Source organism: Nostoc sp. FACHB-190 (assembly GCF_014696905.1).
Lineage (GTDB): Bacteria > Cyanobacteriota > Cyanobacteriia > Cyanobacteriales > Nostocaceae > Nostoc_B.
In genome coordinates this window covers 1-21,547 of the sequence record NZ_JACJQW010000057.1, presented here as the reverse complement: position 1 = coordinate 21,547, position 21,547 = coordinate 1, and the positions used below count along the sequence as shown (strand labels likewise).

The following is a 21,547-nucleotide window of genomic DNA, read 5'->3' as shown; positions in this document are numbered from 1 at the left end:
ATTTATTTTTGTACTTTCGTTGGTGCAAGCAATTATTTAAGATTTTTATGATCTGGTTGGCAACAATACGTCAACCTATGAGTTCAACATTAGTTCAACAAGTTTTTGAGTTAATAAAACTCCAGAACAAGCTAATTGCCATAGAATCTCCCTTGCAAGAGAGAATTCGGCTACTCAAAAACATCGCCAGCGAATGCCAGCAGCAAAACATCAACTGCTACATCTGGACGCTGGAGGACGATTCACTATACCAGTTAATTGTCAACGACCAAGACTTGACATTACAACCTGAAACCAAATATCAGGCGATCGCCAAAAACCGACGCGAACACTATTTTGAAATCTTGAGATTTTGGAAAACCACTGATTTACAAGGCATTCTCATCCTGGAGGGGATGTTTCCCTGGCTGGGAGAGACTTCTAACCCCGACTTTTTTCTCACGGCGGAGTGGATCAAGTCGGCGCTGATTAACCTCAAACTGTACAATCGTAACTCAAACAAGACTGCTATCTTGTTGGGGCCAAATGCCAGCTTGTCAACTGACATTGCACCAGAAGTCCCTACCGTAGTTCAGCAGCTACCAAGTGTTGCTGAAATTGCTAATTATTTACCCCTGATCCTGCCCAATCACAGCGAAACAGATATTAACTCTACCGCTAGAGCCTGTGTGGGAATGTATCTTGCTGATATTGAGTATGGTATCAGACAAGCAATCGCATCTGGTTGTCTCAACGCTCAAGAGTTAATCAAAAAACTATTTACCTATAAAATTGACCTGTTTAAGCGAATTTACAACGTTGACTTTTTACTGCCACCAACCATTGAGATTGGTGGATTGGAGCTAATGCAACAAGCATTTAAGCGATACAAACGACTGTTGACACCACTGGCGAAAGCTTATAATCTCCGACTACCCAAGGGTATTTTGCTAATCGGCCCTCCCGGCACAGGTAAATCGCACTCAGCCAAAGCTTGCTCGGCGCGTTTGGGACTTCCTTTAATTATCGTAGAGTGGGGAAGCTTCCGCAGCTACGGCAACTTAGCCGAATACAAGCTCAAAATTTTATTAACATTGCTCGACCGTCTCAACAGTGTCATCTTCTATTTGGACGACTTTGATAAGGGATTCGCCGGGGATGATGATTTATCCAAACGCTTGGCTGGTATGCTTTTAACCTGGATGCAAGAACGTACTAGCGAAGTATTAATACTGGCATCTGTCAACCGATTAGATTGGCTACCACCTGAATTAACACGAAGCGGTAGGTTTGACGATATTTTCAAGGTGGATTTGCCCAACCACGGCGAACGCAACACCATATTCAAGATTCACCTTGCCAGATTTGATAAGCGGTTTCGTGGTGGAGATGCTTTCAGCACTGAAGAATGGCAGAGATTACTTAAAGCAACCAATCGCTGTGTAGGCGCGGAGATTCAAGCGATTGTGGAACGAGCAGCAATCGCTACTTTCTGCCAAATGTTTCCCGACGACACTATGCCATCGGAATTACCACCACTTGAGATTACACTGTCGGCGCTGCTGGAAGCAAGGCAAAACATTAACCCTCTAGCGATTCGTGAAGCTGACCGGGTTGAGAGTATGCGAAATAAGGCTGATTTACAAGGGTTGCCGTCGTCCCCGGTTGACTCTTCTATATACAGTGTCGGTAACGTTGATATTTTTGGGTGAACGTTTATGCAATTAGTAAAAATTCCTTCAGAAAAAGACTTGTACATTGCGGGGTTTAGGTTCCTGAATATTCTGGGGCCTGTCGCCGGTATATCAATTGTTGTGGCAACGTCAACCCTCGTTTACTTACAAACCCGCCCCCAGTATCTACCAGTAACCCACACTTTGACCCACAACAACCAAGTATTTAAGCTAGAGGTTGCCAGTACACCAGAGGAATTGGGGAAAGGCTTGAAATTCCGGTCATCTCTGCCGAGCGATCGCGGGATGTTGTTTGTTCTCGGTAAAGAATACAAAGATGTCCCATTCTGGATGTCACAGGTCAAAATCCCACTGGACATAATTTATCTCAAAGATAATGTAGTGACGACAGTGATTTACAACGCCCCACCTTGTCCCAAAAATCCTTGTCCGATTTACAAAGGTAGTGCTGCGACGCACGTTTTGGAACTCGCCCCTGGTGCTGGCATTCGAGTTGGGGATAAGTTATCTATCCAAAAATTACCAAAAAGTCAATAGCAATACATTTACCTAAAGGCCTGTTTTTTGTTGTTGTTTATACTTGCAGTGTTGAATGAATACATCAAAAGTTGTATGAAGAGAATAATTAATACGGTAAATGAGTAACAAATCATTTCCGTAGACAAAAGTATGATTTTTTTTCGTACTTAGGTTTGTGGGTTTTTATGTTGCCACAACAAATAATGTGGGTGTTCGTCTTTCAGTTATTAAATTAAGTAAGAGAGATGCAAACAACATATACACGCGAACTTCCCTCATCCAAAAAGAACAACAAAATCATGAAAAATAGCACCATCGCCCTCATGGGAATAACAGGTGTGCTGATGATTGTTGAGATGTCAGTCCATAATATATTGCTAGGTGGGTTCATGATTGTGGGAGCAATTGCAGTTGCAATTCCAAAGCAAACACAAGCTTTACTGACTAATTTTGAAAAAATACAACGCAAGTATGGAGTGAATCTTTATGCTGTGCTGTTTACGGTTCTAGCAATTGTTTTTGTATTGGATTTTGCTCATGCTCCAGCAGATGCTCAGTTTTTTCAAAGAGCGCAAACATGGATGGTTCGTGTTTTTAATAACGCTGGTGGTAACGCTCAAACACAATTGGTAGTCGAATTATTTTTCAACGTATTAAGAGGGCTATTCTTGCTATATTTAGGTGTAGCTATTGTGCGAATCATTCGAGCAGCCCGAAATGATGAGGACTGGCAAAGTTTAGCAAGAACACCATTAATTATCGTGTTGGCAGTTTTTGTAGCTGACTTAGTGACAGGATTGATTGTTCAATAAATTATCAAGATTTAGTTGTTGAAAACAATCAAAATGGGTGTTTTTTTCTTCCCCTCTTTAACTATTTTCTTAAAAAAGTAAATGATATAAAAAGGAGTCAGAAAACAGAATTGTAAGAATTCAGCACCCAGGAGTCAGAAGTCAGAATTTATCAGGACTGTTATATAAATAGGATATTCATTTACCAAATCTTCCTCTGATTCTTTAACCCTTCTGACTCCTGAATTCTGTGTAAGAATTTAGAATTCAGCATGAATTCTGAACGGCAGTTGACGACAGTTTGCTCAAGTCTGGCGACCGACGCAACTGTCTCCTTTATGCCGGGAAACCCGTCCACCGCACCGCCTCCTCCTTCCTCCCTAAATACTTACGTTTTTAAATTATGAATTACGAATTGTGTGCTTGGTATGAGCAAAGAAAAATTCAGGATTGTCAACAGAATATTAGGAGACAGACCCAGACTAGGCCCCTTCCCAGCAGACCAAATATTTCCTTGGTCAGCAATAGCAATACTCAATGTATTGGTGCTGAATTACATATTCCAAGTGAGTTGGTTAGCGACAGGATTAAGTATTGCATGGGGATGGGCGACTTGGTGGGTTCTATCTTCTAATCGAAATTTCTTTGGAAAGTTCGTCGGTGTACCTCGAATTAGCAGAGGTTATATGACTTATAAAGCGTTAAAGAATCAAGATGAAAACTAAGTCAAAAAAAACTGATAAATTAGGTAAGCAGTCTCTAGATTCAGAACAAATTAACGTAGTTAAAACGCTGACTCCTTTTGAGGATGTTATTCATTTAGCAGGAGTCTGTGACATAAATTTAGGTGGGAGAAAAAGAGTCGGGGCATTAATTCTGAAAAGAAAAGAAGATATTCAAATTAAGTTTTGTTTCGACTGCTTGGGTATCCACCCAAATTTACCGAATGAGCAAATACTACCAATATTTGACGGTATAGAAGCTGGACTAAAAGAAATCCCAGAAAAAGAATTTCTGACTATTCACTTAGGCTCATTTACGTCAGACTATGCTAGACAGCAAGAATTAAAAGTTATAGAAAATAAATGCGAAATCGACCAACTGAAACTTTTAGTACGGAGTGAAAGGCTGCGAATAAAAGAGCTAACGAAGTTAGGAATTCGGAAAAATAAATTTCTCCGGTTATGGTGTACTTATACTGTTGCTGACGACGACAACAAAAGCTCAGATGTTATTGAGGGTATCATCAGGAAACTAGAAAAAGGCTGGTATAAGTTTACGGGAGAAATTCATGGATTTAACAATACCAGAATTGAAAATATCCTCAGTAATTCATTTAGTGATGGATTCTTATTGTGGGAATCAATACTCAGCAATAAAATGAAATTGGGAATTAGGACTTTAAGTGCATCTGAAATATGGGAAGTAATTTGGCAGCAATTAAATCTCTCTCAACCTCCAGCAATTCCTAACCCGTTAACAATCAGTGAGAACAATGGACTAGTTGAAAGCCAAACAAGTGATTTTCATGTTCGCCATCATCTTTTAGAGAATGAAGCATCTGTGCCTTTTTTTGATAGAAGATGGGTAAAAATTCAAGATAAATATATAGGGGCGCTCAACTTCAGCCAAAAACCAGGGGGCTGGATTGATGAAAAAGCTCAATTACGTTACTTGTGGGAACTAATTTCTAGAGACAGCATTTTTGACACAGAAATCTTGTGTCAGCTAACAAAAGCAAATCAAGGCATTACCAAAACCAATCTACAACGCATTACTAAACAGTCAATCACAAGTACAACCTTGTCATCTCAGAAAGGCAATATCGATGTCAAATCTGGTATGAACATAGAGGAAGCAGTAGAAGCACAAAAGACAATCTACAAAGGCAATGTGGTTGTACATAGTGCTGTTGCTTTTCTGGTACACCGCAAAACCACACGAGAGTTAGATGAGGCTTGTCGCTATCTCGCCAGTTATTTCCTGCGTCCAGCCGTAGTTGACAGAGAAACTGAATATGCTTGGAAGGTATGGTTGCAGTGTTGTCCTTTCGTTTGGGAGCCGTTACTTACCAAACCATTTAAGCGCAGACTGCCATACTTTAGTAATGAAGCTCCAGGGTTGATGCCACTGATTCGCACAGCCACAGGAGATCGCTCTGGATTTGAGCTAATTGCTGATGAGGGCGGAACACCAGTATACCTAGACTTGTACCAGAATCATAAAAACCTTGCAGTGTTTGGGGCAACTCGTTCTGGGAAATCAGTGCTGGTTGCAGGAATTCTTACGCCAGCCCTCGCCCAGGATATTCCAGTGGTAGCTCTGGATTACCCAAAACCAGATGGAACATCTACATTTACCGACTATACAAAATTACTGGGTGAAGAGGGAGCTTACTTTGACATTTCCAAGGAGTCAAACAATCTATTTGAATTGCCTGATTTAAGAGGATTAGAAAAAGACTTAATTAATGAACGATTGAATGATTTTAAGGAATTCCTGAAATCGGTTCTTATGACCATGATTATTGGAAATAGCACAATTGGCGTGAGTCCATCAATGATTACCAACATTGAATCAGTTGTGGCTTTAGCATTAAAAACCTTCTTTAACGATGATGATATAAAACTCCGCTATAAAGCAGCGATAGAATCTGGTGTAGGAACCGAAGCTTGGGCAGGAATGCCAACGCTAAAGGACTTTTATAATTACTGTTCACCTGCTTTTATTAAGCTAGATTCAATTGCTAGTAATAGTAAAAATATTTTAGAAGCATTAGAGCAAGTTCGTCTGAGAATAAACTATTGGTTATCAACGAGCGTAGGGCAATCAATTTCTCGACCATCCAGCTTTAGAACTGATGCTAAACTATTGGTATTTGCGTTAAGAAATTTATCAAGTGAAGCAGATGCAGCGATACTAGCTTTAAGTGCTTATGCGGCAGCACTGCGTCGGGCATTATCATCAAAAGCAAGTATATTCTTCCTAGATGAAGCACCAATTTTATTTCAGTTTGATTCAATTGCCGAACTAATTGGACGGTTGTGTGCTAACGGTGCTAAATCAGGTATTCGCGTGATTCTTTCTGCACAAGAGCCAGAGAGTATTTATCAATGTAAAGCATCAGCTAAAATTTTCGCCAACATCACTACACGCTTAGTTGGCAGAGTTCAAACATCAGCAGTTGACCCATTTATCGAGCGTTTTAAATATCCTCATGAAATCATTAGGGTCAATAGCACAGAAGCTTTTTATCCAAAAAAGGAGGGCATTTATTCTCAGTGGTTGTTGGACGATAACGGCAAACTTACATTTTGTCGCTTTTATCCGGCTTACTGTTTATTAGCAGCAGTGGCTAACAACCCCCATGAACAAGAACTACGTACTTTGTTTCTCAAACAATACCAAAATAATCAACTATTGGGCTTAGTCCGTTTTTCTGAAGATTACATCAGAATGATTCGAGACGAAGAACTTTCTCTGGAAGCTCAACAATTACTCAAGCATCTTAAACAAAACAAAGCAGGTGTAACGTGAAAACTCGCAGAATAGCTGTCATTACTGCTGTGATTTTGACTATAAGTAGTACCTTGTTTATCGCTCCTAGTTATGGTTTGCAACTGGATCAGGATTTCCAGAAAATTTTGACTCTAATCACCAAGATTAGAGAGGCTTGGGGAGAACAAGGACAAGACGCAGAAGATTCAACTCAAGACTCTGTAGGCGATATGGGTGAGCCAGATCCAGTTGCGGCAGGTGAAGATTTCAAAAATAAAACTGCTGATGAAGAATCGCTACCGACAGCACAAGCAAAAGGTGAAGCGATACAAAGAGCGATCTCCAAGTTAAAAATTTCTCAAGCTTTAGGAAAAGAGGGACAGGAGGAAACAAAAGTTAAAGTTGACGATAACTTGCAAGTCGCTCAAGAAGCTCAAAATCTGGCTGATGAGGCCCAAGGAATGGATGCTTCTCAAAATATCTTAAAAGTAATCGCAAATCAAAATGCCCTAATTGTCGGTATGTTATCCAATCAACGTACTGATTCACTACAACAACGGTACGACACAGTACATTCAAATATGCTACTGACTCAAGTAGCTGATAATTTAGCTGCTCAAAAAGCCAATGAGCAACTTATTAATACGGGGACAACATCTTTGATCACTGAATTAGCAGTGCTAACTCGTTTAGATCCTACGTACATTGAAAAATAAATTCAAAATTCAAAATTCAAAATTTAAAGAAATAATTTTGAATTGGAGATATTATGCTAATCAAAAATTATTTATTTGCTCAATCTCAGTTTGCTGGTGGAGATTTAATTCAACAAGCAGCCCAAGCAGCACAAGCATTAGCCCAGGGCTTTGACGAGCTTTGGCAAGAAGTTACAACAGGTACTTTATATGCAACACTTTGTGATGTAGGTGTATTGTTTGCCGTCGCAACATTTGTTTTCTTTATGGTTGAATGGACAAAACAAATGTTGAATGGAGAAGAACAAAAGCCATATACAGACTTTATTTGGGTATTGCTAATTGTTGCCTTGTTAGTAAATGATGGGCAATTGTTAGGACAAGGCACAATAGCTATCAGAAATTACATAAACAATACAAACAATTTTGTTTTACAAAAGGCGGCGGCGGGAACTAATTTGGCTGGGGCGTATCAAAGAGCAGCAGGAGTTGTAGCAGTTCGCAGTGCAATTGCCAATGAAATTCAAAACTGTAAAACATCGTCACTAACACCCCAAGAATCAATTAAATGTTTGGAGGATGCCAGACAAAGGCTAACAAATCAATATCCGACTTATTTTCAGCAAGCGCCTGGTGCGAGGACGTGGGCAGCACCTTTTGCATCATTTATTCAAACTTTGGATAGAATTATTCAAGCGCCAATACAAGCTATACAAAACAAAGCCAACCCACTTCAGGTAATTTTTTCTCCATTTAGTGCATATATAGGCTCACGAATCATCGAAATTGTTTCAGCCATCTTGCTTGGACTAAATGGTGCATACCAGTGGAGTATTGAACTAACAATGCTCTTAACAGCCTACCTTGGCCCTTTGGCAGTGGGCGGCTCATTGTTACCTTATGGTTCTAAGGCTATATTTGCTTGGCTGACTGGGTATTTCTCTGTGGGAATAGGAAAACTTTCCTTCAATATCATGATTGGGCTGGCAGGACAACTGATGGCTACCTCCAGTGCAGATCAACCCTTATTCTTCCTGTTCACCATCGGCATCATGGCTCCATTTCTCTCAGCCGGGTTAGCGGCGGGTGGTGGATTAGCTTTGTGGCAACAAATCAACAAAGCGGCTGAAATTTACACCAGCATTGTAATTGATGCTGGTAAAGCATTTGTGACAAAAGGCGCTAGTTTAGCTGCTAAAAAATAGAGGTGATACCAATTTGCAATTCGCAATGACGCTCACAGGCTCGCTAACGCAATTCGCAATTGAAAAAGCCTAATTAATCAAAGCTTTGAGTGTTTACATCTGTTTCATTATTTTAGTGAATTGGTATGAGCAATGTTTACAAAAAAGAAAGAAAAAGCCGAACCATTACAGCTTTTAAGCTATAGCAAATCTGTACCTACTAGAGTCGGAATAATTTCGCTGGCTGGCTTTTCAATGGCTGTGCTTTCCTTATTATTACAACTGATAAATTATGTAGCTATTCATACATTAAGTCAGAAGCCATTAACTTTAGTGCAACTAGCAAGCGGGAACACAATTATTGCTAGAGCAGTAGAACCCCAAGAGCGTTCTAATGAGGTTATCAAGAAATTTGTGTCTGACACCTTCATTACTATGTTCAATTGGGACGGAATTGTACAAACATTCAATGAAAAAGGAGAACCGATTACTAAGGCAGATACTGGTGTAGAAGTTGGAAATATTGGAAGAGGAAATAGCAAAGTAGCAAGTAAAGCTTATGATGCGGCTTTTGCTTTGAGCGAAAATCAAGGTTTTCGGGCTGCTTTTTTAAAGAAACTTGCCAGCTTGACACCAACAGGCATATTTAACGGTGAGCAACAAGTTTCTCTCATCCCTCGATTTATCTCAGAACCGCGCAAAATAAGGGATGGTAAATGGGAAGTTGATTTAGTCGCAACACTTGTTACTTTTAACAGAAATGATAACGCGGGAAAAGGTATTTCTTTTAATAAAACTATTACAGTGGAAGCTATTTCTAGTCCACAAGAAATACCAAAGGACACGAGTGCTTTAGCAAGAAAAATATATCAAGTCCGCCAAGCCGGACTGGAAATTACCCAAATTACTGATTTGAATCTTGGCAGAAGGTAAAGAAACAATTCAAAATTCAAAATTCAAAATTAAGAATAAATAAAAACTTTTGATTGAGATTTCTCACACCTAAATTCATTTACAGGGATTGTCATAAAAAAATTTGAATTGGAGCAAAGCGAATGACTGACAGTTCTTCAAGCATTGATAATCTATTAAAAGTGGAAGATGATTGTAAGCTTCCTGAGTTTTCTGATGAGCAAGAGAAAGAAATACCTAAAATTACTAAGCACAATCTATCCACGTCTCCCTGGTCAAGATTGCTGATAGTTGCCGTACCTTTTGGGTCAGCCTTTTTCATCATCTTCCTCTTTCTCAACAGTATTTTTAATCCGTCAACCAAAGAAGCAATTAAACCTGCTAAACAGCTTCAAGACACATCCGCAGTTGAAGAAAAAGTTGATGATGGAGATGTTTATGCCAAACTCGCGCTTTCAAAACAGGAAGATGAGTTAAACAAACTCAACAGCAATCAAAGTAAGCAAGTTCCATTACCAGAAGTTGAAACCCAAAAAACAACTTCGATAGTTTCTAACCCCGCTCCAGTAACACCGCGAACAGTTCAATCCCCAACACGTTACCAACCCCCAGCTTCCAAGGTTAGTAGAGTTAATTCACCTCCTGCTCTACCACGTAGTTTTGTTAATTCCAGCCCTAGAGTTAATAATCTCGTGACCACACCAGCGACAAAAGCCATAGACCCGACTGCTGAATTTAACCGACTCCGCACTATTGGCTCCTACGGACTCATAGCTTACGCTGATAGTTCTGTTGGTGAATCAACAATCACTGACCCCGGTGAATATCCTGCATCATTCACCCAGACAACACCACCACTAACAGAACCAGCAGATATGTTAAGTGTACCTGAGCCTACCAACGAAAACATATCCAGTGACATCGAACAAATCCGCCCCCGATGGCAGGCTGATACTCAACTTAAATCTGACAAGTATTTACCCCAAGAAGAACAAATCCTTCAAGGTCAACAAACTCAATACCTGACAGTTGGTGAATTCGCTACTGGGATCTTAATTACACCATTAGTCAAACAACAAACTGATAACACTAACAGCAGACAAAAAACTGAAGATAGTCAACGATTTGTCGCCAAACTGACCCAAGACTTACATGACAATTATGGTAAGGTGGCAATTGGGCGCGATACTTTATTAGTGGTGGAACTGGCATCTGTTGATGCTGGTAATTATGCCACTGCTTACGTCAGAAGTATTATCAAGGACAACACTGAATATCCTCTAACTGCTGGGGCTATTTCGATTCATGCCCAAGGTGGTAAACCCTTGATTGCGAAAAAATTTCAGGATAAGGGTGGTGAAATTGCCCAGTATGACCTGACTGTGGGATTAGTTGGGGGACTTGCCAAAGTTGGTGAAATTATCAATCAGCCTGATGTTCAACAATCTATACAAACGGGTTTCGGGGGTGCTTTTTCCAACACTAACATTCAAAATAATCGACGCAACATTGGTGGTGCTTTCTTGCGAGGTGCTTTTGAAAAATTGGGAGACATTGTTAGTTCTCGTGCCGAAAGTTCTACACAAGAAATACTGGCTCGTCCCAATGTTTGGTATATCCCCCAAGGCACTAAAGTTACTTTTATTGTGAATCGCACTTTGGAGTTGCCGTGAAAAGCTTACCTTACATTGGTGTAGTCATCTCCTTAGTTTGCTCTTTTCCAGTCATCACAATTGCTGCACCTGTAGTCCGCAGCATCAAGCAAACGCAAGCTTATGGTCAAACTGCCACACTACAAACTATCAATGTTTGGAATGGTCATGGTGTCGCCATTTCCTTTTATCAAGTCCAGGAAACAATCAAAAGAGTTTGGTTAGATGACCCATCACAAATTCTGGTAGATACAGATGGCTGTTTAGATAAACTTGACCAAAATTGTCAAAGCCCTGGTGCTGGGCTGATTTATCTCCGGCGAATCAAAAAAGTTAACATTCCTGGACTACCGCAGACATCCAGCACTCTACTGACAATTATCACGCAAAATACAAACGGCGATCGCAAAGCCTACAGCTTTCGTGTAGCTGTTTCTTCTGGCAGTCCGAAATACAGTCAAGTAGTCATTACACCTGATGCCGTAGAAAAGAAAACTACAACCACACCTCAACTTCCATCATTAGTTACGAACTTTGAGACAGTTAATAGCATCCGAAATGGTATTGCTATTTCTATTAAAAATAAAACGCTTAATCCAAATGATGAGCTACATCAACGACTCAAAAAATTGCTTACGTACTTACAACAAGGTGATGACTTGACAACATCTGCAAATAAAGCAGTTATCTCGATGAAATTAGTGAATAAATTAATAAAACTTGGACAAAACAGTTAAATAAGAATTCAGTACTCAGGAGTCAGAATCCAGAATATTGGGAAATTAAGCAAATTTTTGCTAGAGCAATATATAAATGTAAGAATTCAGGAGTCAGAAGGGTTAAAGAATCAGGAGAAGATTTGGTAAATAAATATCCTAGTTACATAACAGTTCTAATAAATTCTGACTTCTGACTCCTGGGTGCTGAATTCTTACATATAAATCATACGCTCATTGTTTTTAAATTCTGACTTTTGACTCCTGAATGCTGAATTCTTACACTTTGTGTTCTGAATACTTACAAAATTAGATAAAAATATGACTCAACAACAAGAAAAATCAAATTATCAATTCAAGTCCCAGAAAAGTAGTCAGTTTAGATATTTGATTTTACTGGGATTGTTATCTTTTCTATTTCTTCATAGTTTTTGGAAATATGGAGTTCTCAATCAAGTAATTGGTTTTATTCTCCCAAAGGCACAAGCTCAAGTTCCTGTAATTAAATCTCCTAATGGCTTTCTACCTGATTGGTCTCGTCTGAAATTTAGTAACATGATTATTTCTGAAGATGGCAAGGTTACTTTCCAGGCTAATGGCAGGAATGAAACTAGAATTTGGAAATCGGGACAAAGTATTGCAACATTCTTGAAACTGGGAGACTTTGAAGATACTGAATTAAGCATGGAAAAACTTAATTTATCAACAATCTCTCGGACTCAAGGTATTAGATTAAATCAGTTAAGGCTTTCAGATTTTCAACTGATGAATTGGCAAACATTGCCCAGTTTATCTAGGGCTGTTCCTGGACTCAATAATCGATTAGTTAAAGATGTTAAACCGCTTGATGACTTTCTCAAGCGTCAAGGGATTTTTGCTTCTAACAGAAAAATTGGTAACTTGCTTCAAATTCCTCGATTACAAAGGATAAGATTAGGACAAAGCATCAATTTAAAAAATTATAGAATTACAGATATCCCTGGAATTGACCAAGCTGCATTTGAAAGATTCGCTTATTGGCAGGAAAGTTTCATTAACGGTGTCCCTAGATTATCAGATTTATCTTGGAATAACTTCCCTGGCTTGTTGAATGTTGATTTATCTTTTGTCGGAAAAGTTGACCTTGTGTTGCGGGAGATTGAGGCCAATCGTGTCCGTACTATTTCTGGTAGTTATCAACAAGGTTTTAATGTTCCTTGTCTTCAAGATAATTGCGCTCATGCAGAGATGTCGGGTATTGGTCGTAGTACTGGGGTGCAGTGGATTTCTGGGAAATACCAAAAAGTTAGAGGTGGTTTTGGTGTTCTGAGGGTACTAAATAATGGTCAAGAACCTACTGGTAGAAATCCCTTTGGTTCGGCTTTCAAACAAGTCGTTTGGGATATTGATGAATCCACTGGTTCTATGCAGACTACGATGTTTTTCCGTATCTGTAAAACTATTCCCTTTATCGGACGGACTTGCTCTCCCTATTTTATCGGGCCAGTTCCTTTCATCCAATACAGAGAAAAAGACCCCATTATTTTAGGTCAACCTCATTCCATTCCCTAATCAAAAATGAGTAAGAATTTACCATCCACATCAACTGCTAAAAACCAGCAATTTCGTTTTGAGCAATTAACAAACCCTAACGATGACATTGGCAAGTACACTTATCAGTTATTTACTCCTAATGGGCTGACAGTTTTGAGCATGTTAGCGGCATACATCCTCATAAGGGTACTTTTTGGCGATAGCTCTAACAAGAAGAAAATTGCTACTAGTTATTGGGGGGGGAGTAAAGAGATTGCTACTGCCAAAAAAAAGGCACTCAAACAAATAGCCAATCCCAAATGTGATAGTGCCGCACTTTATGTAGGAGATTACTTTAATAAAAAAGGAAGTAGTAACAACACTACCTTTTTTATCCCTGACGTACAAAGGGGAACAGCAGCGATTGGCGCTCCCGGTACGGGTAAAACTGCTGGGGCGATTAACCCGATGATTTACTCTGCTATTGAGCAAGGGTTTTCCATCGTTGCCTATGATTTCAAGTATCCATCGCAAGCCAAAATTGCTGCTTACGCTAAGAGTCAGGGCTACGATGTTCACATCTTTGCGCCGGGATTCCCAGAGTCTGAAGTTTGCAACCCGATTGATTTCTTGAGGGATTCTTCTGACGCAGAGACAGCCAGACAAATTGCTACTGTCATTAACAAAAACTTCCGAATTCTCAATAATAGCAATGAAGATGGTTTTTTTGGCCCATCAGGAGATCAGCTAACTCAAGCCATCCTGATGTTGACTAAGGAATTTGGTGAACAGGCTGATGTGATGACTTCTGCTGCCATACTGTCTAGTGAGCAGATGGTACAACGCCTGATGGGAGGCGACCTCAACCCCTGGGTTAAGATTGCCTTTGGTCAATTGTTCAGTTCTGCCGCATCTGAAAAAACTGTGGCAGGGATTGTTGCCACAGCCAGTATCATGTTTACTCGCTTTATGGCCAAAAACACAGTCGGCTGTTTCATTGGTAAAACGACCCTGCCCTTGGAACTCAGTGGCAAGCAGATGATTATTTTTGGGCTAGACAGGGAACGTCGTGAAGCTGTTGGCCCCCTCATGACCAGCATTCTACACATGATTATTGCCCGTAACATTGCTAAAAGGCGAAAAGAGCCACTAATAGTTGCGTTGGATGAATTACCTTCAATTTACTTACCTGATTTATTTAGGTGGCTGAATGAATCTCGTTCTGAGGGTTTTTGCGGACTACTAGGCTGGCAGAATATGGCACAGCTAGAGAAGAATTATGGCAAAGAAGTCGCAAGGGCTATTCTTGGTGCTTGCAGTACAAAGTTTATTTTTAATCCTGGGGAGAATGACTCGGCTCAATTATTTTCGAGCTTTTTAGGAGATGAAGAAATCAAATATAAACACAAAAGTCGGTCTACTGGTGGAGGTAAGGCGAATACTACTACCAGCGATCAAGAAAAAACCAAAAAGCTATTTGAGCCAGCACAATTTTTGAAACTACCATTGGGTAAATGCGTTTTCATTAACCCTGCTTACGCTAATAAAAAAGAAGGTTCAGTACCTTTACTAAAAAATATTAAACTTTCAAGACACTTGAAAAACATCGAAGCATATAACGAGGAACATTGGTCAAAGCTTGTTTCTTATTTGGTTCGGAAAAGTCAACAAAGATTTCCGACAAAGGAAGATGTGGAATCTCGACGTGCCGAGATTAATGTACGTTTTCCTCTCCCACAAACTCCTCAAAATGCTCAGAATCCTTCTCCCTTTAGTATATCAGAGGTTAGTTCTTTGATTAATTCGGAATCCTCGGATTCTAACCCAACAGACGCAGATGTATTTATTTAACAGAGAAGAGGATATAACAATGCGAATGGTAATCAATGAATCAACAATTAACAACTTTAATATCATCACAGAATTAGCTAAAACTAAAAACCCATGCTTGGGTAATTTAATAGATATTAACTCTTCTCACTTACAAATAATTGCGAATTTTAATTTCCTTTCGAGCCAGCGCCCGAAACTCAAGAAACTAGGAATTTATTGCTTGATATCTCTCAACAATACTCCGACAATTTTGCTGGAAAACAATTGTCAACAAATTTTACTAGAATACATCAAAGAGATTGGCTGGAATGATTTACAGTATGTGGGTTTTGTAGAAAATTCTGGGAGATATGCCAGATTTCATTTGATTTTCAATAGAGTAACTATTGATGGTAATTTGATTGATTTGAATTGCTTGGGAGCTACAGTAGAACAATATGATATTTTACGAAAAGCCATAAATAATTCGCAAGTCGTAAGTCACAAGTCGCAATTAAGAAGATTTAATTTTACCAGAATTTCTGATTTTAGATCCGTTGTTTTATAATGCGTAAATTTTGAATTCGAGTGAAGCGAGTTATGTTTGACGAACGACATCTTCAGCTATCTTCTGTATATACAAAGAACAGTGAGTATTTTATCAGGACAGCCATCTATCCTTTAGTTAATTTTTTATGTGAGAAAATTATTCAAAGAATTAAGGAGGAATTAGATAACAAATTAAAATTAGAAGTTGGAGAAGAAACATATATCATGACCCCTGATGAAGATGGGGGATGGAAGTGGGAAAAGTATGATGAATCAGCTAATAAGTTTGTTCCTACCACCAAGGAAGTTGAGGAGGAACTAAATGAATTAGTATCTGAAACTTTAGCAGAACAAGTTACTTCAGATACGCCAGAGCCTAAGTCTGATACAAATGAGTTTAAGGGGAAACTAGATGGACTTGATAAACGCATTATTAAAGCAATATATCAAACATTATTTTCAGATACAGCAGAGTCTAAAACTAATACAACTGAAGAAAAAGTCACTGAATCCGTAGAGAGTACGCCTGAAACCGAAACAGAATCAACTCCTAACACAAATAATCAAGCAGTTGTCGAGTCTGTAAAAAGCTCTGACTTTGAAACTAATGCGGAATCTACACCTAATACAACTAGTGAAGTGGTCGTGGAATCTTATCCCTCTACCGACAATACTGCCACCAAATCTACTTCTAACAATGAAATTATTGAAAAAAATACTGCGTCTCAAAATACAACAGTAATTGAACAAACTCTTGTCAATAAATCTTCAGTTGTAGAACACAGAGAATCTTCAAAAACCATTGATGCTTCTGTAAGCCGTTTAGAGCCAAATCATTGGCGCGAAATTGTAGAAGGAAGCGCCATATCTCCGTTTATTGCCGAATTAAATTTTGAAAGTTTAGACTTTGATAGTGTAGAACAGCAACATCAAGCCTGGGAATATCTTATATATAGTGAAAAAATTTCCCGACGCAATGATGGAAGACTACGGGATGCAGATTTAGAGCGATACCAGCATATTGAAAAGGGTGGTTGGTGGTGCAATGCTGGTGTTGACCCTCGAAGTTTTGCTAATTTACAGCCTGGAGAACTACCCGAAAATAAATTGTGGGGATGTTTTAAGCCAAACACACCCAGACCAAAAAAAGATGCGGCGGGACAGATAGTAGAAGGAAAATTTATTAAATATGAACATCCCCCAAAAACTGAACTGAGTATTTTCTTATTAGATGTCCCAGATGATATTGCTAACAAAGTGTACTCCAAAGTTGGAGTACAGCCATCTGAGAGAGATCGCGTCAGTGGATTTTGGTACTGTGTCTGGAAACATAATGTTCCAATTACAATCACAGAGGGAGCCAAAAAAGCCGCCAGTCTGTTAAGTCAGGGTTATGCAGCAATTGGACTACCTGGAATATATGCGGGGTATCGTAGCAAGGATGAGTTAGGTAATCAAATTCAGCCTGTGTTACACGATGAATTAGCTGTTTTTGCTACTAAGGAGCGCCACATCAACATTTGTTTTGATTACGAAACCAAATCCAAAACCAAACGCAATATTGCTATCGCCACTTACCGCACAGGTCAACTTTTAGAGTCAACTGGAGCAAACGTCAATGTAATTCAACTACCAGGAACAGAAAAAGGTGTTGATGATTTTATAGTTGCACAAGGAGCAAGAGCGTTTGAAGATTTATCCCAAAAAGCTCAACCCTTAGAGGACTGGCACAAAAACAATCAACAGCTAGATTTACGCCTGACTATTTTTTTGAAAAATGGCCAAGAAATCAGACTTTATGAGCAAAAAGGCGATGGGACTGTTAATGTTACTCCCCAGGGGGAAGAAGTAGTAGAAGAAATTTTTGATAACACTCCTCGAAAAAAAGTAGTTGCACAAGAATCCGAGTCAGAACCAGACTTTACACTGCCAGTAATGCCTGGATTACCAACGTTTTTGCCCCCCCAGTTTAATACTGATTTTGATCAGATAGTTGCTGATTACCATCAACAGAAGCAACAGGCTCCAACGCCAGAAGTTTCAAACCAACTCTCGCCTTCTCAAAACCAGCAAACTAAAAGCTGGGCTAGGCAACAGAGAGTAACCCAATACCTACAAACTCAACCCAGGAAGAGACTAGAAGAACGAGAAAATGGAGAAATAGCTTTGGCTGCTTTCCATTTAGTTAAAAATTATGGTGTTAGGCAAGAAAGTAAAGATGGTGATCAAGAAATATCTATTTATCAAGCCGATGCTTTTGCTATTAAGAGTAATGGAGATAATTATACTATTTTTCGCCGTAGTGACAAGAAAGTATTGATGACCTTTGAAGCAGATCAATCGGCAAAACCAACCCTCCGAGTCACCCAAAAACCTCAAGATATGTTGAGCGTTGAACGGCAAGAGTTTTTATTAGTATTTGATTGTATTGGTAAAAATTTTCCATCACTTGATGAAGATCCCAGGAAAATTGCCAACACTCTTGGCTCTCTTTCACCAAAAGGTACACATGCAATTTTAGAAAGTTTCAAGCAGAAAGAAGTTTTTGAGGTTCTCGCACAAACGCTCTCTAAATTTGAGCGTGATGATTTAACTTTAGGGAACTATCGCATACTTTATCAGAAAAGTCAGCAAGATAATTCATCACGTCTGCAATTGTTGAAAACTGACAACAATGGCACTACAAGGGTTGCTGCTAGTTTTGATATAAACAAAACCCCATCAGGGATGACTTATCAAGTAAAAACTCTCGCTATAAATGAACTCGATTTAAATAAGCTCAGGTTACTTGCACAAAAACTAGATATTCCCCAAAAAGCTACTACCGTAAATCCTTACGTAACGAGTGATACTGAGGTGGCTGTTCACCCAACACTGGCTAAATATATTGATAGATTAGAAACTACTGAGCAACCACCTCAAGCTAACAACTCTAACGGTGAGACTTTTCCTGTTCATCCTGAGCTTAAAAAAATCTGGCAAGCGATAGAGCATAATGACCGATGGCTCCCTGTTGATTATAATGGTCGCTCGATTCTTCCTTTTGCATTTTTAAATTCAGGTAATCTAACTCATGCCAATATTAACAATAATCAAGGACTGACAATTAATGAACAACGCGAACTTTATTTTGCTATTCATACTCAAGCTCAAGCTGAAATTTTAACCCACAAAAAAACTGATATCGCACTTTCACCTTGGGATGATATTCTCAAAGATTTGACGCAACAACCTACTAAAAATACAGCAACCGCAACAGCACAACCACAAAACCAAAATACAGTTAACACTACAGAGGGATCAGCTAATTCAAAAACATCTACTACAGCAGACACACCACAAAGCTCAAAAACATCTACTACAACAATAGAACGACCCATAAAACGACAAACTGCGCCTAAACCCCAAAGTCAAACTATAAAATCTGATGGTACTATTCTTCCGCTTCATCCTGAACTTCAAAGAGCTTGGCAAGAACTAGAGGATAGTAAGCGGTGGAATCCTGTCGCTCAACAAGCAAGTAATGAATTTCGGGACAAAATTCAAACTAATCAAGGACTGACTATTAGTGAACAACGTGAACTTTATTTTGTTATCCAAGCTCAAGCTCAAGTTGAAATTCGCACCCAAGAAAAAACTAATATTGTACTTTCTCCTTTGAATTATATAGTCAAAGATTTAAGACAACAATCTCCCCTTGATAATCAAACTAATCATGACCAAACTCGTGATACTCAATTACCTCTTCATTCTGAACTTGCTGAACATTGGCAAGATTTAGAAGTTAATAAAAAATGGACTGGTGTAGCAGATCAATGGAATTATCCGTTGCGCCAAAAACTAAAAGAAACTGGTAAACTAACTATTGGAGAGCAACGAGAACTCTACCAAAAACTTGTGGTTCAACGTGAAGTTGAACTTAATCGTAATCAAAAATCTGATATCTCACTCCCTCCATTCAGTCAAATTTTAGATGATTTGAGGTGTGAGCGAGAAAAAGCTATTAATAATACTTATAGTCCAAAAATTGAGGTGATCAAGCCTCAACAGCATAGGAATACTACTAAATTTAATGAAGTTGAATTATAGCAATGGAAAACAAAACCACAGTTATTGAAACCATCAGTACTGTCAATCGTGACAGTGGATTCTCTAATAACATAATGGCTTACAGACTGGGGCTGATTATGGAAAGTAATCCGCCAACACCATCACTGGTTAATGAACCCCAACACCAGCGAGATCGCTTACAAATACAGGATGAACTTAGGACAACTCTCACTCAAAAATCCCAACAGACCGAAGCATACAAACAAAATCTTAAAAACAAATATTACCAAGACTATCTTCAAAAGTTTGGTGTAACTCAACAGTCCAATGTAGCAGAGTCAAATACCTCAAACAGAGTTGATAAATTAATTGAGATTAGAAAGCAAAGTTATGTCCAAAGATTTCTGAATGCAGGACGAAAACAATACAAATCAACGGTGAAACAACAGCCTCAAGAGCCTCCTAAAATACAAACAGCAGAAACAGAAACAGTTAAAACATCGCTGATTTCTGCTGCCATAAATACCGTCATTACAAAAGGTAAGGACACTGAACAAGGACGAGTGTATGACGGGATCATATACAGACTACAGTTGTTAGCTCAAGAAGGGATGCAGCGCATCAATATCATCAGGAAGCAAGGAAAACAAGGACTAGCCTTTTCTGCTCACAAAGATGATGGCAATGAGTTTAACGTTACCCTAGATAAGCTTTCGTTAGAAGAAAAAAATAGACTCATTGCGTTTGATCGGCAGGTTCAACGAAATCATTCTCCAGCCAAGGATCACAACAAAGACATTGAACTTGATGGTTAAAAACATGATAAATTACTCTGAAAATTTTAGGTTTAATTAACAATTGATTGCTAAGAGGTTTCCTATGAGAACAAAATATTTGTTGATGACAACTATTATGCTTTCCACGATGTTCTTGTCTGCATGTCAGTCACCAGAAGAAAAAGCAGCAGCCGCCCGACAGAAACAACTTGAGGCGGCAAAAGCCGAAGAAGAAAAACAGATCAAATCTCTTGTCGATAGCACTCCCGATTTATACAGAGTGTTCTGGAAGGTTTGTGGGGATGGAAAGGTTAATCTAAAAAGAAGTATTAATAATGGATGCGATGAAGCGAGATATCCTACCCTCGAAGGATACAATGAGCCGCTTTATATGTGGGGGACTGTGGGAGATGTTCGTGTAGAGGAAGTCCCCAATCCAATACTTCACAGTCGGAGTTGGATTGATTTTAGTGTGTTTATTAAATCAAGAGGATGTCTAACATCAGGGACACCCAAAAACGAGCAATTGTATCTAGTTCGAGAATTTTCTGTTAAACCAAACAACCCCGTTACCTCCAGCAACATCAGAGTCGAAAAACTCTCCAAGGAAGAAAAGGAAAGCAAGATTCGAGAGCAAGCTGGCAATGTTGCGCTTTTAAGACCTTACACTGACTACGGATTGCTCCCTGGGATTGACTGTCCTTCTTACGACGAATGGAAGAAAACAAAGCCTAGCTAACTACTAAAATAACCAGCGAATAATCCCAGAAAAAATCCCCCCAGCATTAAATACCGTCTTATTGCCTTGTTTACTCCTGAGAAGGGAGCTATGATCGCTGCCATCGCCACATAAAATGCAGCTTCCACTAAGTCTGTATTAAATTTGATGATGGCGGCGATGATTAGAGCGATCATGATCAAAAATTCAATTGCAGCTTCGATCCGATCCAGAAACTTAGGCTCAAGCAGATATCGCATTCTCCCAACCCCCACTGTTACAAGAGAGTCCGTAGTGGCTCTCTTTTTTATAGGGAAATACTACTGTAAACTTCGTCCCTCTACCTGGTTTTGAGCTAACAGTGAGCTTCAGATCATCTCACTTCTTGCACCTGGAAATATGAATGTCAAAACCACAACTACGTGCAAGAGGAGTTAGGCGTTCAATATTAAGTAAAAGAAGATACACAACTATATGAGGAAAAATAGAC

The 21,547-nt window shown here is 39.2% G+C and carries 17 protein-coding genes; 16 read left to right on the top strand and 1 reads right to left on the bottom strand.

From position 1 onward, the window contains the following. Window positions 1–77 precede the first annotated feature (77 nt). The 16 genes from H6G28_RS33060 (at window position 78) to H6G28_RS32985 (ending at window position 21,078) form a co-directional block, all read left to right on the top strand. Window positions 78–1,691 (top strand): AAA family ATPase, encoded by a 1,614-nt coding sequence (locus H6G28_RS33060; RefSeq protein WP_190677275.1) that lies wholly within the window; start codon window positions 78–80, stop codon window positions 1,689–1,691. Between the two features lie 6 nt (window positions 1,692–1,697). Then, the gene (locus H6G28_RS33055; RefSeq protein WP_190677274.1) at window positions 1,698–2,210 is read left to right on the top strand and encodes a DUF192 domain-containing protein; all 513 of its coding nucleotides are present in this window, start codon (window positions 1,698–1,700) and stop codon (window positions 2,208–2,210) included. Between the two features lie 281 nt (window positions 2,211–2,491). Further along, window positions 2,492–3,004, top strand: coding sequence for a hypothetical protein (locus H6G28_RS33050; protein ID WP_242054721.1), 513 nt, complete (start codon window positions 2,492–2,494; stop codon window positions 3,002–3,004). A 407-nt stretch (window positions 3,005–3,411) separates the two neighbouring features. Then, the gene (locus H6G28_RS33045) at window positions 3,412–3,708 is read left to right on the top strand and encodes a hypothetical protein (RefSeq protein WP_190677270.1); all 297 of its coding nucleotides are present in this window, start codon (window positions 3,412–3,414) and stop codon (window positions 3,706–3,708) included. Further along, window positions 3,698–6,520, top strand: a complete 2,823-nt coding sequence (locus H6G28_RS33040) for a putative type IV secretion/conjugal transfer ATPase (protein ID WP_190677268.1) — start codon at window positions 3,698–3,700, stop codon at window positions 6,518–6,520. The genes H6G28_RS33045 and H6G28_RS33040 overlap by 11 nt, the downstream gene beginning before the upstream one ends. Then, the gene (locus H6G28_RS33035; RefSeq protein ID WP_190677266.1) at window positions 6,517–7,197 is read left to right on the top strand and encodes a hypothetical protein; all 681 of its coding nucleotides are present in this window, start codon (window positions 6,517–6,519) and stop codon (window positions 7,195–7,197) included. The genes H6G28_RS33040 and H6G28_RS33035 overlap by 4 nt, the downstream gene beginning before the upstream one ends. Before the next feature lie 53 nt (window positions 7,198–7,250). Next, window positions 7,251–8,381: a hypothetical protein gene (locus H6G28_RS33030; protein WP_190594287.1), complete on the top strand. Its 1,131-nt coding sequence runs from the start codon at window positions 7,251–7,253 to the stop codon at window positions 8,379–8,381. A gap of 132 nt (window positions 8,382–8,513) precedes the next feature. Next, complete coding sequence (locus H6G28_RS33025) at window positions 8,514–9,293, top strand: hypothetical protein (protein WP_190677264.1); 780 nt, start codon at window positions 8,514–8,516, stop codon at window positions 9,291–9,293. Between the two features lie 122 nt (window positions 9,294–9,415). Next, window positions 9,416–10,945 (top strand): TrbI/VirB10 family protein, encoded by a 1,530-nt coding sequence (locus H6G28_RS33020; RefSeq protein ID WP_190677262.1) that lies wholly within the window; start codon window positions 9,416–9,418, stop codon window positions 10,943–10,945. Then, complete coding sequence (locus tag H6G28_RS33015) at window positions 10,942–11,661, top strand: hypothetical protein (protein ID WP_190594290.1); 720 nt, start codon at window positions 10,942–10,944, stop codon at window positions 11,659–11,661. Before H6G28_RS33020 ends, H6G28_RS33015 begins: the two co-directional genes overlap by 4 nt. A 300-nt stretch (window positions 11,662–11,961) precedes the next feature. Next, window positions 11,962–13,191: a hypothetical protein gene (locus H6G28_RS33010; RefSeq protein ID WP_190594291.1), complete on the top strand. Its 1,230-nt coding sequence runs from the start codon at window positions 11,962–11,964 to the stop codon at window positions 13,189–13,191. 6 nt (window positions 13,192–13,197) lie between these two features. Continuing rightward, entirely contained in the window at window positions 13,198–15,003 is a 1,806-nt protein-coding gene (locus H6G28_RS33005; RefSeq protein WP_190594292.1) for a type IV secretory system conjugative DNA transfer family protein, read from the top strand. A gap of 19 nt (window positions 15,004–15,022) precedes the next feature. Continuing rightward, on the top strand, window positions 15,023–15,532 hold the full coding sequence (locus H6G28_RS33000; protein ID WP_190594293.1) for a relaxase/mobilization nuclease domain-containing protein: 510 nt from the start codon (window positions 15,023–15,025) through the stop codon (window positions 15,530–15,532). A gap of 32 nt (window positions 15,533–15,564) precedes the next feature. After that, the gene (locus tag H6G28_RS32995) at window positions 15,565–19,602 is read left to right on the top strand and encodes a DUF3854 domain-containing protein (RefSeq protein WP_190594294.1); all 4,038 of its coding nucleotides are present in this window, start codon (window positions 15,565–15,567) and stop codon (window positions 19,600–19,602) included. 2 nt (window positions 19,603–19,604) lie between these two features. After that, window positions 19,605–20,378, top strand: coding sequence for a hypothetical protein (locus H6G28_RS32990; RefSeq protein ID WP_190594295.1), 774 nt, complete (start codon window positions 19,605–19,607; stop codon window positions 20,376–20,378). Between the two features lie 64 nt (window positions 20,379–20,442). Further along, window positions 20,443–21,078 (top strand): hypothetical protein, encoded by a 636-nt coding sequence (locus H6G28_RS32985; RefSeq protein WP_190594296.1) that lies wholly within the window; start codon window positions 20,443–20,445, stop codon window positions 21,076–21,078. Here the strand turns inward: H6G28_RS32985 and H6G28_RS32980 are convergent. Continuing rightward, window positions 21,075–21,317 (bottom strand): hypothetical protein, encoded by a 243-nt coding sequence (locus H6G28_RS32980; protein WP_190594297.1) that lies wholly within the window; start codon window positions 21,315–21,317, stop codon window positions 21,075–21,077. The genes H6G28_RS32985 and H6G28_RS32980 overlap by 4 nt on opposite strands. Window positions 21,318–21,547: the final 230 nt, after the last annotated feature.